Here is a 16,140-nt window from a genome sequence, read left to right as displayed (position 1 = left end):
GCCTGTCCTCGCGCAGGCGGGGGCGGGAATGACGACAAGCGGTAAGGTGCGTGTCGAAAATAAAGTAATTTAGCTAAAGTACATAAGGGCGTTGGCAACGCCTTATCATTGCAATTTTAATCCACTCCAGAAAACGCCCGTTTCGTCATCTTTACCCCGCCTGCGCGGGAATGACGAAACGGGCGTTTTTGAATGGATTTTCTTTCTGCGCCGCTGTCTTCGGCAAAATTTACGCCACGAAATCCAAGCCTATGTCCAACGAGCGGCTGCTGTGGGTCAGATAGCCGAGGGCGATGCCGTCTACGCCGGTTTGTGCCACGCGCTTCAGGCGGTCGAAGCCGATGCCGCCCGATGCTTCGCAATAGACGGTGTGGGGGTGGGCGGTTTGCGTGTGGCAGCGGTTTGCCGCTTCTTTCAGGGTTTCGTCGTTCATGTTATCCAGCAAAATCCGTTCCACGCCCGCCGCGATGGCTTCGTCCAGTTGTGCCAGCGTGTCCACTTCGATTTCTATGCAGGTCAACGGTCCGACCGCCTGCTTCGCCTGCCGCACGGCTTGGGCGATGCTGCCGCAATAGGCGAGGTGGTTGTCTTTGATGAGTACGGCGTCGTCCAAACCCATGCGGTGGTTCACGCCGCCGCCCGCCCTGACGGCGTATTTTTGCAGGACGCGCAGCAGGGGGATGGTTTTGCGGCTGCACACGATGTCTGTACCGTATTCGGCGACTTCGGCGACGGCACGCGCGGTAGCGGTGGCGATGCCGCTTAAGTGCGTAAGGTAGTTGAGCGCGGTGCGTTCGGCGGCGAGCAGGGCGCGGGCGTTGCCTTCGACGGCGGCCAGTGTCCGACCTGCGAGGACGGCTTGCCCGTCGTGAATTTTGGCTTGGAAGCGGACGGACGGATCCATCGTCTGAAAGGCGAGGCGCGCCAAGTCCATGCCGGCGATGACGCCGTCTTCGCGGCTGACGAGGAAGAGTTTGGCGGTTTTATCGGGGGCGATGACGGCGGCGGACGTAATGTCGCCGCGCCTGCCCAAATCTTCGCTCAGGGTTTGTTCGACCATGGGGCGCAACAGGGTGTCGGGCAGGGGGAAGAGGGTGTTTTCAGACGACATGGGGTTTCCTTTGTTGAAAAAGATTGATGTTGCACCGATGGGGCAAAACTTCATTTTATAGTGGATTAAATTTAAACCAGTACGGCGTTACCTCGCCTTAGCTCAAAGAAAACGATTCTCTAAGGTGCTGAAGCACCAAGTGAATCGGTGCCGTACTATCTGTACTGTCTGCGGCTTCGTCGCCTTGTCCTGATTTTTGTTAATCCACTATAGATCGTCTGAAAACGGGCTAACGGCTGCCCAGCGGCAGTCCGATGTCCGAAATCAGCCTGTCGGGCAGGACGTCGTCGCGGAAGCGGTAAAGCTGCGCGGGACGGCCTTTGCTGCCCGATACGCCGGTATCCGACGGCTCGATGAGGTTTTGCTGCTGAATCTGGCGGCGGAAGTTTTGCTTGTGCAGCAATCTGCCGCTGATGGCTTCGACGCTGTTTTGCAGTTGCAGCAGCGTGAATTCGGGCGGCATCAGTTCGAAAATCACGGGGCGGTATTTGATTTTGGCGCGCAGGCGGGACAGGGCGGTTGCCAACACGCGGCGGTGGTCGTGGCGCATGGGCTGCCCCGTGAGCGCGAAGTCGAAGTTTGCCTGCGGCTCGGCGGCTTCCGCTATCAGGCCGCTTTCATACAGCATTTCATAGCGTTGCAAAACGTATTCTTCCGACCAGTTTTCCGGTTCGACCCCCCAGCACAAGTGAATGCGCTTGAGCCGCTTTTGGCGCACTTCCTCCGTGTCCGCCGAGTTTGCCCAAATGCGCAGGCGGCTGACGATGGCGTCGCGCTGCCCGCCGTCGGTGCGCAAGTCTTCCCACGGGAAATAGTCGTAGCAGTCCTGCCATTTCGCGTCGGGATGCAGGATGCTGTCGGCTGCCTCGCGCACCAGTCCCAAGTAGCTGACGTACAGTACGGGCATGCCGTGTTCGTTGCGGCGGTGGGTATCGACAAAGGTGTAAAGCTGTTCCACATAGCCCATAGGCTGCGAAGTCTGCTTGGCGACCCACAGTTTCACGCCCGCCTGCAGGGAATTGCGCAGGGGGGAGAGCGGGCCGTTGGGCAGGAGCGTGCCTTGGGCGACGGTCAACACCCGCAGGCCGCCGTCGGTAACGGCAATCAATACGGGAACCAGTTCGACGATGCTTTGCGGCGGGGCTTCGGCTTCGGGGTAGGCATCCATGCTCGGCTTTCTGCGGGTGGGAAAGGCTTTATTGTAAACCAAAGCGGTTTGTCGGAACGAAGCGGGTCGGTTTTGCGGTATCTCAAACCTGTTTTCAGACGACCTTGCATATTATACTCAAGTTGAGCATAATATAAAAACAGTTTGAAAAACAGACGGCAAACCTTCATGCCGCCTCAAAAACCAGCTACAAGGAAACATCATGCAAACCGCCGCCCGCCGCTCGTTCGACTACGATATGCCCCTCATTCAGACGCCGACTTCCGCCTGCCAAATCCGTCAGGCGTGGGCGAAGGTTGCCGACACGCCCGACCGCGAGACGGCAGGTCGTCTGAAAGACGAAATCAAGGCTTTGCTGAAGGAGAAAAACGCGGTCTTGGTGGCGCATTATTACGTCGATCCGCTGATTCAGGATTTGGCCTTGGAAACAGGCGGATGCGTGGGTGATTCGCTGGAGATGGCACGCTTCGGCGCGGAACACGAGGCCGGTACGCTGGTGGTGGCGGGTGTGCGCTTCATGGGCGAGAGCGCGAAAATCCTCTGTCCTGAAAAAACGGTGCTGATGCCTGATTTGGAAGCGGAATGTTCTTTGGATTTGGGTTGCCCGGAAGAGGCGTTTTCGGCGTTTTGCGACCAACACCCCGACCGTACGGTGGTGGTGTACGCCAACACTTCCGCAGCCGTGAAAGCGCGTGCCGACTGGGTGGTAACGTCTTCGGTGGCGTTGGAAATCGTGTCGTATCTGAAATCGCGCGGTGAGAAGTTGATTTGGGGACCCGACCGCCACCTCGGAGACTACATCCGCCGCGAAACGGACGCGGATATGCTGTTGTGGCAGGGTTCGTGCATCGTCCATAACGAATTCAAAGGGCAGGAATTGGCGGCGTTGAAGGCGGAACACCCCGACGCAGTGGTGCTGGTTCATCCCGAATCGCCGCAAAGCGTCATCGAACTGGGCGACGTGGTCGGCTCGACCAGCAAACTGCTCAAAGCCGCCGTATCGCGTCCCGAAAAAAAATTCATCGTGGCGACCGATTTGGGCATCCTGCATGAAATGCAAAAGCAGGCGCCCGACAAAGAATTTATCGCCGCACCGACGGCGGGCAACGGCGGAAGCTGCAAAAGCTGCGCGTTCTGTCCGTGGATGGCGATGAATTCGCTGGGCGGTATCAAACACGCCCTGACAAGCGGACACAACGAAATCCTGTTGGACAGAAAGCTGGGCGAAGCCGCCAAACTGCCTTTGCAGCGTATGCTCGACTTCGCGGCAGGACTGAAGAAAAAAGATGTGTTCAACGGAATGGGCCCCGCCTGATTTGCCGCCCATATTGCCGTTTCAGACGACCTCTCAAACAAGGACAACACCATGCAAACCGATTGCGACGTATTGATTGCCGGAAACGGGCTGGCGGCACTGACGCTCGCCCTGTCGCTGCCTGAATCGTTCCGCATCGTCATTTTGTGCAAAAACCGGCTGGACGACACCGCCAGCCGCCATGCGCAAGGCGGGATTGCGGCGGCGTGGTCGGGAGAGGACGACATCGGAAAACACGTTGCCGATACCTTGGAAGCGGGCGCGGGTTTGTGCGACGAAGCCGCCGTTCGAACCATCTTATCGCAGGGCAAACCGGCAATCGAATGGCTGCTGGCGCAGGGCGTGGCGTTCGACCAAAATAATAACGACCTGCACCTGACGCGCGAAGGCGGGCATACCTGCCGCCGAATCGCCCACGTCGCCGACTACACGGGCGAAGCCGTCATGCAGAGCCTGATTGCCCAAATACGCCGCCGCCTGAACATCCGCGTTTGCGAGCGGCAGATGGCGTTGGACATCCAAACCGAATCAGGCGCGGCGTGCGGACTGACCGTCCTCGACCGCCGAACGCAAGAAACCTACCGCATCCGCGCCCGCCATACCGTACTCGCAGGCGGCGGCTTGGGACAGATTTACGCCGCCACCACCACGCCGCCCGAATGCACGGGCGACGCCATCGCCATGGCGATACGCGCAGGCTGCGCAGTCGAAAACCTCGAATTTATCCAATTCCACCCCACAGGCTTGGCAAGGTCGTCTGAAAACGGCCGCACCTTCCTGATTTCCGAAGCCGTGCGCGGCGAAGGCGGCATCCTGACCAACCAATCGGGCGAACGGTTTATGCCGCATTACGACCGCCGCGCCGAACTCGCACCGCGCGACATCGTTGCCCGCGCCATCGCCGCCGAAATCGCCAAACAAACGCAAGACTTCGTCTCGCTCGACATCAGCCATCAACCCGCAGCGTTCGTCCGTCAGCATTTCCCGTCCATCCATCGGCACTGTCTGTCCCAATGCGGCTTGGACATCACGCGCCAAGCCATCCCCGTCCGCCCCGTGCAACACTACACCTGCGGCGGCATCCAAACTGACCCCTGCGGCAGAACCTCCCTGCCGCAGCTCTACGCCTTAGGCGAAACCGCCTGCACAGGGCTGCACGGAGCCAACCGCCTCGCCAGCAACTCCCTGCTCGAATGCGTCGTTACCGCCAGGCTTGCCGCCCAAACCATCGCGGAAGGACAAGCATTCCAAGCCGTACCGTCCAAAAGGTCGTCTGAAAACCCCACCGCCGAAGCAGGCATCTTTTCAGACGACCTCCAAAACACATTCAGCCGCCCCGTCCTGCAAGCGTTCAACCAACGCCATCTCGGCATCCTCCGCAACGATACCGGCCTGCGCCGCGCCATCGCCCAACTGCGGCTTTGGAAGCAAAACCAAGCCGAACCGCACACCGCGTCCGAATACGAAAACCGCAACCTGCTCGAATGCAGCCTCGCCGTCGCCCAAGCCGCATACGCAAGGCGGCAAAACATCGGCGCGCATTTCAATACCGACTTGGCAGGGAGTGTCGATTGGAAAAAGCAGGCGGCAGGCTGAAGGGTAGGGCTGCGCGGGGATTTGGGATATTCCTGCGAAGAATGAAGAAAGGTCGTCTGAAAGGGTTTTTAGACGACCTTTTGGCTGATTTGAAGCAATGTGCACCGTTTAGATGGACAGACGGCTTCTAATGCTCAACTGCCCCACATTTTCAAGACACGTTGCGCGGCGGTTTGTCCGTTGGGAAGTGCCGTCGTTTGCAGTTCGCACAATTTGTCGCGTGCGGCTTGGTAGTTGTGTTTGCCGATAAGTTCTATGGCGCGTTCCTGCACATACATATCCTCGTCATCGAGATAGGGCAGCAGCCATTGGGCGATTTCGTCTTTAGCGATGAGATTAAACCAAGCGAAATGCAGGCACTGGCGGATTTCGTCATCGTCGCTTTGCTCTGCCGCCTGCCGAAGCTGTTGCATGGCGGCTTGACGTGTGGCTGCGTCCAGCGGCGGTATGGGATTGGGAAATTGGTAGGCACGCTTATCATGCAGCAGTTCGTAGCCGTCTTGTGCTTCGGGGTAGGTTGAAATGGCGGCGAGGAAGTCAGGGATGGTAGCAAAACTGGGTACCAGGTCGGGGTCATCGTGTTGAAAGTGTCCGACCATGCCGAGTAGCGGCCCAGTAAGGTACACAAACCATTCGTTGCTTTCTTCGTCCTGTAAAATAGGCGCGACCGGCAAAGCCTGCCAACATTCGTCAAAATAATCTTTGCTGTTTTGCCAATCCGTATCGTCGTGATGAAAGCAAAAACCATCTTTGGGGATAAAGTGCTGCAAGGCAGTGATGTGTTCGGCAGGGATTTGGTGCTGTTGCAGACAGGCAATCAGCGTGGCTGGGGGATATTGGGACATAAGATGCTCCTTTTATGTTTTAATTTTGGGTTTGTTTGGGGTCGTCTGAAAAGGTTTCAGACGACCTTTTTCATTAAACCCTTACCAACTCCATCATCCTCTCAAATGAATACAATGCTGATTTTCTTCCGCTTGCTTCTTCTTTTAATGTCAAGATATCTTTTTCCAACAATGCTTTGGTGAAACGGTTTGCAGTTGCAGGCGGGATGTTGGTCAGTTCTGATAATCGGCTGTTTCGGAAAACGGGATAAGTAAAAACAAAATCTAGCACGGCAAGTGAATGTTTGGAGGAGAGTGTTTGGGTAAAAATGAACTTCATTTCTTCATAAAGTGCATGAATGCTTTGGGCAATTTCAAGGTTATGCGCTGCTTGCCAATTTGAGAAGCTTGGCGCATCAATTCTGTGTGGCGTTCTTTGTGTTCCTCAAAATATTCGCTGATATAAAAAAGTATTGTCGCCCATTTGTGATAGACAAACAATTTTGTCAATCAAATTCAGCAAAAAATGATTCATAAAGAGTTTGGTATTCATTTGTGAATAACAAACTCTTTATGAATCAGAATAAGCAGAAAGTGATTAATAAGCCTTTTGCTCATCCCATCTGTTTCCCCTCTAAATATCATCCGTGCAAGCAACAATCGGTGCAATCGGTTAAAATGGGTCGTCTGAAATTTGTTTGACCGAATTGAGAAAACCATGTCCCAACAATACGTCTATTCCATGCTGCGCGTGAGCAAGGTTGTGCCGCCGCAGAAAACCATCATTAAAGATATTTCCCTTTCCTTCTTCCCCGGCGCGAAAATCGGTTTGCTCGGTTTGAACGGCGCGGGCAAGTCCACCGTGCTGCGGATTATGGCGGGTGTGGATAAGGAATTTGAGGGCGAAGCCGTGCCGATGGGTGGCATCAAAATCGGCTATCTGTCGCAAGAGCCGGAGCTTGATCCTGAAAAAACCGTGCGTGAGGAAGTGGAAAGCGGTTTGGGCGAAGTAGCCGCCGCGCAGAAACGTTTGGAAGAAGTGTATGCCGAGTACGCCAATCCCGATGCGGATTTTGACGCGCTGGCGGAAGAGCAGGGCCGCTTGGAAGCGATTATTGCAGCGGGTTCGTCCACGGGCGGTGGTGCGGAACACGAATTGGAAATCGCCGCCGATGCGCTGCGCCTGCCGGAATGGGATGCCAAAATCGGCAATCTGTCCGGCGGTGAAAAACGGCGCGTCGCTTTGTGCAAACTCTTGTTGAGCAAGCCCGACATGTTGCTGCTGGACGAGCCGACCAACCACTTGGATGCGGAATCGGTCGAATGGCTGGAGCAATTTTTGGTGCGCTTCCCCGGTACGGTGGTCGCAGTAACACATGACCGCTACTTCCTCGACAACGCCGCCGAATGGATTTTGGAACTCGACCGCGGCCATGGTATTCCGTGGAAAGGCAATTACTCGTCTTGGCTGGAGCAGAAAGAAAAACGCTTGGAAAACGAGGCAAAATCCGAAGCCGCGCGTGTAAAAGCGATGAAGCAGGAATTGGAATGGGTGCGCCAAAATGCCAAAGGCCGCCAAGCCAAGTCCAAAGCGCGTTTGGCGCGTTTTGAAGAAATGAGCAACTACGAATACCAAAAACGCAATGAAACGCAGGAAATCTTCATTCCCGTTGCCGAACGTTTGGGTAATGAAGTAATTGAATTTGTGAACGTTTCCAAATCGTTTGGCGACAAAGTGCTGATTGACGATTTGAGCTTCAAAGTGCCCGCGGGTGCGATTGTCGGCATCATCGGCCCGAACGGCGCGGGTAAATCGACGCTGTTCAAAATGATTGCGGGCAAAGAGCAGCCTGATTCCGGCGAAGTGAAAATTGGGCAAACCGTGAAAATGAGCCTGATTGACCAAAGCCGCGAAGGTTTGCAAAACGACAAAACCGTGTTCGACAACATTGCCGAAGGCCGCGACATTTTGCAGGTCGGACAGTTTGAAATTCCCGCCCGCCAGTATTTGGGACGCTTCAACTTCAAAGGCAGCGACCAAAGTAAAATCGCGGGGCAGCTTTCCGGCGGCGAACGCGGACGTTTGCACTTGGCGAAAACCTTGTTGAGCGGCGGCAATGTGTTGCTGCTGGACGAACCGTCCAACGACCTCGACGTGGAAACCCTGCGCGCGCTGGAAGACGCATTGCTGGAATTTGCCGGCAGCGTGATGGTGATTTCGCACGACCGCTGGTTCCTCGACCGCATCGCCACGCATATCTTGGCTTGCGAAGGCGATTCGAAATGGGTGTTCTTTGACGGCAACTATCAGGAATACGAAGCCGATAAAAAACGCCGACTCGGCGAAGAGGGCGCGAAACCGAAACGGATTAAATATAAACCGGTAACGCGTTGATAGGAAAATAAGAAAACGTCGTCTGAAAACTTGAAAAAGGGTTTTCAGACGACGTTTTTGTTAAGCAGGGATTGTTCGGGCGTTGTTTGTCTAACGGGTTGATTCATAATATATAACGCCTGTTGAAACAAGGAACGGGTCGTCTGAAAACGTGTGATGCTTGTTTTCAGACGACCTTTTTGTATGCAGTCCGTTATTTTTGCTTACGCAGTTGCGGGTGGTTTTTCAGATTGTCCAAGAGGATGTCAATCATACGCGGTGCGGTTTGGGCAAGGTCGAAACTTTTGTCGGACGAGAGCCAACGCCAAATCAGACCGTCCAGCATCGATTTGATGAAGATGACCGCCATGTCGGTATCCAAATCTTCGGATAAGGCATGTTGGGCAATGGATTTGGTCAGAACTTCGGTAATTTTCTCGCGCCAAATCGATTGATGTTTATCCGCAATGTCGATGACGGCGGCGTTCTGCTCGGTGTGTTCGCATTTTAAAAACAGGATGCTGTGGAATTTATAGTGGATGTCGTTGGTTTGCAGGCGCGTGAAAAAGTGCATCAAGGTGCGGCGGAAAAGCGACCACTCTTGTTCATCGCTATCGGCCGCGTCCTGATGCATACAGTTTTCGATGTCGTCGCAAATGCGCTGGAAGAGGGCGTCGAACAAGTCTTCTTTGTTTTTGAAATGCCAATACAAAGCGCCGCGCGTGACGCCGGCGGCTTGGGCGATTTCGTTGAGCGAAGTGCGCGCGATGCCTTTTTGGTAGAAGGTTTCCAGCGCGGCGAGCATGAGATGTTCTTTGGTTTTAAGGGCTTCGGTTTTGGTTTTCCGCATGATGCCTATTTCAATTGGGTGGAATATTGGGAATTATAAAAAATACTTTGTATCCATGCAAGCATGTATGTATAATGACTCCTGTAATTGAGATTGGCTCTCAAGTATAAAATAATTTTTCAGACGACCTGCTCCGGATATTGAGGCAGGTTATTGTTGTTTCGGAACCAAAAATCGGCTATGATGACAAAGTATAGGGTAAACCCTCATAACAATTATATAGATAGGAAAAGTAATGGCTTCTTATGCTTCTAAGGTGATGCGCATGGCGGCAATCGCTGCCGCTACTGCGTTGGCTCTTTCAGCGTGTAACAAAGGCACCGATGCGACGCAAGGTGCAAAAGATGGAAAAGGGCAGCAGGCAGCTGCACAAAAAGAAGCTCCGCCACCGGTGGTCGGTGTCGTTACCGTCCATCCTGAAACCGTCGCGCTGACGACCGAGCTGCCGGGTCGGTTGGAGTCGCTGCGTACCGCTGATGTCCGCGCCCAAGTCGGCGGTATCATCCAAAAACGCCTGTTTCAAGAGGGCAGCTATGTCCGCGCCGGACAGCCGCTTTACCAAATCGATAGTTCCACCTATGAAGCAAATCTGGAAAGCTCGCGCGCCCAGTTGGCAAGCGCGCAGGCAACCCTTGCCAAAGCCAATGCCGACTTGGCGCGTTACAAGCCGCTGGTTGCCGCCGATGCCATCAGTAAACAGGACTACGATGCGGCGGTAACGGCGAAACGTTCTGCCGAAGCAAGCGTCAAAGCGGCTCAGGCGGCGATTAAATCTGCCGGTATCAATCTGAACAGGGCGCGCATTACCGCGCCGATTTCAGGTTTCATCGGGCAGTCCAAAGTATCCGAAGGTACGCTGTTGAACGCGGGTGATACGACCGTTCTGGCAACCATCCGCCAAACCAATCCTATGTATGTGAACATCACTCAATCTGCGACCGAAGTAATGAAGCTGCGCCAACAGGTTGCCGAGGGCAAGCTGTCGGGCGTGGACGGTGCGATTGAAGTGGGCATCAAGTTCGACAACGGCGAAGTTTATCCTCATAAAGGCCGTTTGCTGTTCTCCGATCCGTCTGTTAACGAAACGACCGGACAAATCACGCTGCGCGCTTCAGTGCCGAACGACAAAAATATCCTGATGCCCGGTCTTTATGTGCGCGTCTTGATGGAACAAGTGGCTGCCGACAATGCCTTCGTCGTGCCGCAGCAGGCAGTAACGCGCGGTACGAAAGATACTGTAACGATTGTGAACGCCAAAGGCGAAATGGAGCCGCGCGAGGTAACAGTCACCCAGCAGCAGGGAACCAACTGGATTATCACTGCGGGTCTGAACGACGGCGACAAAGTCGTTGTGGACGGCACCAGTATCGCCGCCATGAGTGGCGCGAAAAAGGTAACGCCTAAAGAATGGACATCTCCTGAAAATGCGGCGGCATCTGCTGCCGGAGCTGCTCCGAAAGCTGCTTCCGAAGCGAAAAAAGACGTTCAGATGACCTTTGAAGCCAAACCGGCATCTGCGGCTAAATAAGGAAGGCATCCATGGCTAAGTTTTTTATTGACCGCCCCATTTTTGCATGGGTGATTGCGATTTTTATCATCGCAGCGGGTATTTTCGGCATTCAAAAACTGCCGATTTCCCAATATCCGTCCGTTGCTGCACCGACCATTACTTTGCGCGCTACTTATCCGGGCGCTTCTGCTCAGGTAATGGAAGACAGCGTACTGGCCGTTATCGAACGTAATATGTACGGTGTGGAAGGTTTGGACTATATGACGACTTCTGCCAATTCCAGCGGCAGCGGCAGCGTCAGTCTGACGTTTACACCTGAGACCGATGAAGATTTGGCGCAGGTGGACGTGCAGAACAAATTGTCGGAAGTGTTGTCCACATTGCCGTCTACCGTACAGCAATATGGTGTAACCGTATCTAAAGCGCGTTCCAACTTCTTGCAAGTGGTCATGCTTTCTTCTGAAAAGCAATCCATTGAGGAAATGAACGATTACGCCCAGCGCAATATCATTCCTGAACTGCAGCGTATCGACGGGGTAGGGCAGGTACAATTGTTTGGTGCGCAACGCGCCATGCGTATTTGGGTTGACCCGAAAAAACTGCAAAACTACAACCTGTCTTTTGCAACGGTAACCAATGCGCTTGCGACACAAAACATTCAAATCTCAGCAGGCTCCATCGGTTCTTTGCCGGCGGCTGCAGGTCAGACCATTTCGGCGACCGTTACAGCGCAAGGTCAGCTGAGCACTGCTGAAGAGTTCGGCAACATCATTTTGGTATCCAATACTGACGGCTCGAACGTCTATCTGAAAGACGTTGCCAAAGTCAGCTTGGGTATGCAGGACTATTCTACTTCTACACGCTTGAACGGCGTGAACACCACCGGTATGGCAGTGATGCTGTCTAACAGCGGTAACGCTTTGGCAACGGCGACTGCAGTAAAAGAAAAAATGGCGGTTTTGCAGAAGTATTTTCCAGACGGCATGAGCTGGAAAGTTCCTTACGATACTTCCAAATTTGTGGAAATTTCGATTGAGAAAGTGATCCATTCGCTTTTGGAAGCCATTGTTTTGGTATTCTTAGTGATGTATCTCTTCCTGCAAAACATCCGCTATACGCTGATTCCGACCATTGTTGTACCGATTTCCCTGTTGGGCGGTTTTGCCTTTATCTCATACATGGGTATGTCGATTAACGTATTGACCATGTTTGCGATGGTATTGGTGATCGGTATTGTGGTCGACGATGCGATTGTGGTCGTTGAAAACGTTGAGCGTATTATGGCGAGCGAAGGTCTGTCGCCTAAGGCTGCAACCAAAAAAGCGATGGGTCAGATTTCCGGTGCGGTAATCGGTATTACTGCCGTGTTGATGTCTGTATTTGTGCCGCTGGCGATGTTTAGCGGTGCAACCGGTAACATTTACAAACAGTTTGCCCTGACCATTGCGGCATCGATCGGCTTCTCCGCATTCCTTGCTTTGACGCTGACTCCGGCATTGTGTGCCACCATGCTCAAACCGATTCAGAAGGGTCATCACGAAGAGAAAAAAGGTTTCTTCGGTTGGTTTAACAAAAAATTTGACAACTGGACACACGGCTATGAAGGCTGGGTTGCCAAAGTCTTGCGCAAGACTTTGCGCATGATGGTTGTCTATATTGGTTTGACTGTTGTGGGCGTATTCCTGTTTATGCGTCTGCCGACTTCCTTCTTGCCGTCTGAAGACCAAGGTAACTTGATGTTGAGCGTACAATTGCCTGCCGGTGCAACCAAAGAGCGTACCGATGCAACTTTGGCTCAAATCACTCAACTGGCAAAATCTATACCTGAGATTGAGAACATTATTACCGTTTCCGGCTTCAGTTTTTCAGGCTCCGGTCAAAACATGGCTTTGGGCTTTGTCATTCTGAAAGATTGGAGCGAACGTACTGCTCCGGGCAGCGATGCGACTTCTATTTCCGGTAAGTTGACCGGTATGATGATGGCTACGCTGAAAGACGGTTTCGGTTTGGCGATTGTGCCTCCAGCCATTATGGAATTGGGTACAGGTTCCGGCTTGACGATTTACCTGCAAGACCGTAACAACAGCGGCCATGCTGCATTGTTGGCCAAGCGCAATGAGCTGATTGACAAAATGCGCAAAAGCGGTTTGTTTAACCCAAGTACCGTTCGTGCGAGCGGTTTGGAAGATGCGCCGCAGTTGAAAATCGACATCAATCGCTCTGCCGCAGCTGCACAAGGTATTTCGTTCTCTGACATCCGTACTGCTTTGGCTTCTTCTTTGGGTTCGTCTTATGTAAACGACTTCCCGAATCAAGGCCGTCTGCAACGCGTGATGGTACAAGCTGATGCGAGTGCCCGTATGCAGCCTGCCGATATTCTGAACTTGACCGTGCCGAATAAATCCGGTGTTGCCGTACCGCTTTCTACCATTGCTACTGTTTCTTGGGTAAACGGTATGGAACAAAGCGTCCGCTTCAATGGTTATCCTGCAATGGAGCTTTCCGGTTCGCCTGTTAATGGCGTATCTTCCGGTCAGGCCATGGCTGCGGTACAGCAAATGGTTGATGACATGGGCGGCGGTTACAGTCTGGAATGGGGCGGCCAGTCTCGTGAAGAGGCCAAAGGCGGCTCGCAAACCGTCGTGTTGTACGCATTGGCCGCTGCCGCTGTATTCTTGGTATTGGCTGCTTTGTACGAAAGCTGGTCTATCCCGTTGGCAGTTATCCTTGTGATTCCGTTGGGCTTGATTGGCGCGGCATTGGGCGTTACGGGGCGCAATATGTTTGAAGCGCTGCTGGGCAGTATTCCGGCATACGCCAACGATATCTACTTCCAAGTCGGTTTCGTTACGGTGATGGGTTTGAGTGCGAAAAACGCGATTTTGATTATCGAGTTCGCCAAAGACCTGCAAGCGCAGGGTAAGAGCGCGATTGAAGCCGCGCTTGCCGCTGCACACTTGCGTTTCCGTCCGATTATCATGACCTCGTTTGCCTTCATTTTAGGCGTGGTTCCGCTGTATGTTGCCAGCGGTGCCAGCTCTGCCAGCCAGCGTGCTATCGGTACGACTGTGTTCTGGGGCATGTTGATCGGTACGATTTTGTCCGTGTTCCTTGTGCCGCTCTTTTATGTCATCGTGCGTAAATTCTTCAAGGAAACTCAGCGCGAACATGAAATGGCAGTAAAACACGCTGCCGAAGCGGGCATGATTTCCCTCGAAGATCAAAATACGGACAACAAGCACTAAGCAAAAAGGTCGTCTGAAAACCTGAAACACGGATTTCAGACGACCTCAAGGAATCCTTATGAACAAAAAGACATTCAAAACGGTATTGAGTACCGTCGCCGCAGCCGTCGCGCTGTCCGCCTGTACCATGATCCCGAAATACGAACAACCGCAGGTTGAAGTTGCCGAAACCTTCAAATACGACACCTTCGACGACGGTATCCGCGCCGCCGACTTGGGCTGGCAGGACTTCTTTGCCGACCCGCGCCTGCACCGCCTTATCGACATCGCGTTGGAACGCAATACCGACTTGCGCACCGCCGCATTGAACGCCGAAATCTACCGCAAACAATACATGATTGCCCGCAACGACCTGCTGCCGAGCATCAACGCCAGCGGTACCGGAACTCGGGTAGGCAGTTTGAGCGGCGGCGTTACCCGCAGCGAATACACCGTCGGTTTGGGCGCGGCAGCCTACGAGCTGGACCTTTTCGGACGTGTCCGCAGCAACAGCCAAGCCGCATTGCAAGGTTATTTCAGCGTAGCTGCGAACCGTGATGCCGCTCACCTTGCCTTGATTGCCGCCGTTGCTAAAGCCCATTTCAACGAACTGTACGCCCAAGAATCGATGGCATTGGCGCAGCGCGTGCTTAAAACCCGCGAAACCACTTACAAACTTTCCCAAATGCGCCACAAAGCAGGCGTGATTTCCGCCGTCGATTTGCGTCAACAGGAAGCCCTGATTGAATCCGCCAAAGCCGATTACGCGAACGCCGTCAAAAATCGCGAACAGGCCCGCAATGCCTTGGCGACCCTGATTAACCAACCCCTGCCGGAAGACCTGCCTGCCGCGCTGCCTTTGAGCAAACAGTTCAAAATCACCCGACTGCCTGCCGGCTTGAGTTCCGAAGTGCTGCTGAACCGTCCCGACATCCGCGCCGCAGAACACTTGCTCAAACAAGCCAATGCCAACATCGGCGCAGCGCGTGCCGCCTTCTTCCCTACCATCAGCCTGACCGGTTCGGTCGGCACAGCGTCCGGCGAGTTGAGCGGTCTTTTCAAAAGCGGTACAGGCATTTGGTCGTTCGCCCCCTCCATTACCCTGCCGATTTTCAACTGGGGTAGCAACAAAGCGAATCTTGACGTAGCCACGCTGCGTAAAGAGGCGCAAATCGTCGCGTACGAAGCCGCCGTCCAAGCCGCTTTCCAAGACGTATCCAACGCCTTGGTCGCACGCGAGCAACTCGACAAGAGCTACGCCGCGCTAAACAAACAAAGCCGCGCCTACAACGACACCCTGCGTCTCATCAATCTGCGCTACAAACACGGCGTATCCAACGCCCTTGACCTGCTTGACGCAGAACGCAGCAGCTATGGCGCAGAAACCGCTTTGCTTGCCAACCAGCTCACCCGCCTCGAAAACCTCGCCGACCTCTATAAAGCACTCGGCGGCGGTTTGAAACGCGAAACCGTTAGCCAACCTGCCACGCAGCAGTAAGACTGTTTGAAACAAACGGCATCAAAAACGTCGTCTGAAAACCGGATATCAGGTTTCAGACGACGTTTTATATTAGGGTTTGATTTTTAGATGTTTAACTGGGGTCGTCTGAAATTGGAGATTTCCATTTCAGACGACCTTTTCAGTCACGGATGGAAGGGTGTCATCAGAGAGGGAGCGGTATTCCGTCAGCAGCTTCTTGCGATTTCCAGTTTGATGGGAGCTGTGTCGTTCTCCATACAAAACAAACACAAAACCCGCTGTTGAGATAGCGGGTTTTGTGTTTTTCGGTTTTGAGTATCTGATATAAATGGGAACGGTATTTCTCGTATATGCGCACTCCGAAGGTAATGAGACAAAAAGAAGAGGGGATAATCTGTCGTTTAATGGCTCGGAGCGGACGGCTTCCGAGTGGTTTTGATTATACGCTAATAAAAATAATTATCAATACAAAATTGATAAGAAATCGTAAATTTAATATAATTAATTGAAAAATAATAAGATTTAATGGTTATTGCTGATGGCGTTGGAAAAAATAGAAGAGGATAAACCGGTATCGGTTTGAAGTATTGCGATAAGAAAGTGAAGCCTATCAGACAAATGGGGTATTAGGGCGGGGCTAGACCGTGCTGTTTTTAGTGGATTAACTTTAAACCAGGACGGCGTTACC

Annotated in this window: 11 protein-coding genes; 6 read left to right on the top strand and 5 right to left on the bottom strand. The window is 53.3% G+C overall.

Annotated elements, in window-relative coordinates:
* Positions 1-229: 229 nt before the first annotated feature.
* Positions 230-1,111, bottom strand: a complete 882-nt coding sequence (gene nadC / locus HMPREF3277_RS02175; RefSeq protein ID WP_070869902.1) for a carboxylating nicotinate-nucleotide diphosphorylase — start codon at positions 1,109-1,111, stop codon at positions 230-232.
* 229 nt (positions 1,112-1,340) lie between these two features.
* On the bottom strand, positions 1,341-2,279 hold the full coding sequence (locus HMPREF3277_RS02170) for an NUDIX hydrolase (protein ID WP_070865930.1): 939 nt from the start codon (positions 2,277-2,279) through the stop codon (positions 1,341-1,343).
* A gap of 202 nt (positions 2,280-2,481) precedes the next feature.
* On the opposite strand from HMPREF3277_RS02170, the gene nadA reads away from it, so the two are divergent.
* Positions 2,482-3,594 (top strand): quinolinate synthase NadA, encoded by a 1,113-nt coding sequence (gene nadA, locus HMPREF3277_RS02165; protein WP_070869901.1) that lies wholly within the window; start codon positions 2,482-2,484, stop codon positions 3,592-3,594.
* A gap of 51 nt (positions 3,595-3,645) precedes the next feature.
* Positions 3,646-5,190 (top strand): L-aspartate oxidase, encoded by a 1,545-nt coding sequence (gene nadB / locus HMPREF3277_RS02160; protein WP_070869900.1) that lies wholly within the window; start codon positions 3,646-3,648, stop codon positions 5,188-5,190.
* 134 nt (positions 5,191-5,324) lie between these two features.
* On the opposite strand, the gene HMPREF3277_RS02155 is transcribed toward nadB, so the two are convergent.
* Both HMPREF3277_RS02155 and HMPREF3277_RS02150 read right to left on the bottom strand, forming a co-directional pair.
* Positions 5,325-6,035, bottom strand: a complete 711-nt coding sequence (locus HMPREF3277_RS02155) for a HEAT repeat domain-containing protein (RefSeq protein WP_070869899.1) — start codon at positions 6,033-6,035, stop codon at positions 5,325-5,327.
* A gap of 73 nt (positions 6,036-6,108) precedes the next feature.
* Complete coding sequence (locus HMPREF3277_RS02150) at positions 6,109-6,354, bottom strand: hypothetical protein (protein ID WP_070869898.1); 246 nt, start codon at positions 6,352-6,354, stop codon at positions 6,109-6,111.
* A 378-nt stretch (positions 6,355-6,732) separates the two neighbouring features.
* On the opposite strand from HMPREF3277_RS02150, the gene ettA reads away from it, so the two are divergent.
* Positions 6,733-8,409 carry an energy-dependent translational throttle protein EttA gene (ettA, locus tag HMPREF3277_RS02145; protein ID WP_070869897.1) on the top strand — a complete coding sequence of 559 codons (1,677 nt, stop codon included), beginning with the start codon at positions 6,733-6,735 and terminating at the stop codon, positions 8,407-8,409.
* 193 nt (positions 8,410-8,602) lie between these two features.
* On the opposite strand, the gene HMPREF3277_RS02140 is transcribed toward ettA, so the two are convergent.
* A complete protein-coding gene (locus HMPREF3277_RS02140; RefSeq protein ID WP_003764635.1) occupies positions 8,603-9,238 on the bottom strand; it encodes a multidrug efflux system transcriptional repressor MtrR in 636 nt (211 codons plus the stop codon).
* Positions 9,239-9,473: 235 nt separating this feature from the next.
* Here HMPREF3277_RS02140 and HMPREF3277_RS02135 point away from each other — a divergent pair, with 235 nt between their 5' ends.
* From HMPREF3277_RS02135 to HMPREF3277_RS02125, 3 genes are read left to right on the top strand one after another with little or no spacing between them, the layout of a single operon-like run.
* Positions 9,474-10,766, top strand: a complete 1,293-nt coding sequence (locus HMPREF3277_RS02135; RefSeq protein WP_009311020.1) for an efflux RND transporter periplasmic adaptor subunit — start codon at positions 9,474-9,476, stop codon at positions 10,764-10,766.
* A gap of 11 nt (positions 10,767-10,777) precedes the next feature.
* On the top strand, positions 10,778-13,993 hold the full coding sequence (locus HMPREF3277_RS02130) for an efflux RND transporter permease subunit (RefSeq protein WP_049230399.1): 3,216 nt from the start codon (positions 10,778-10,780) through the stop codon (positions 13,991-13,993).
* A gap of 58 nt (positions 13,994-14,051) precedes the next feature.
* On the top strand, positions 14,052-15,470 hold the full coding sequence (locus tag HMPREF3277_RS02125) for an efflux transporter outer membrane subunit (protein WP_070869896.1): 1,419 nt from the start codon (positions 14,052-14,054) through the stop codon (positions 15,468-15,470).
* The last annotated feature ends 670 nt before the right edge of the window (positions 15,471-16,140 follow it).

Origin of the sequence: Neisseria sp. HMSC70E02, assembly GCF_001838645.1 — a bacterium.
In the GTDB taxonomy this organism is placed as follows: domain Bacteria; phylum Pseudomonadota; class Gammaproteobacteria; order Burkholderiales; family Neisseriaceae; genus Neisseria; species Neisseria macacae.
This window is presented reverse-complemented; position numbering and strand designations above follow the sequence as displayed.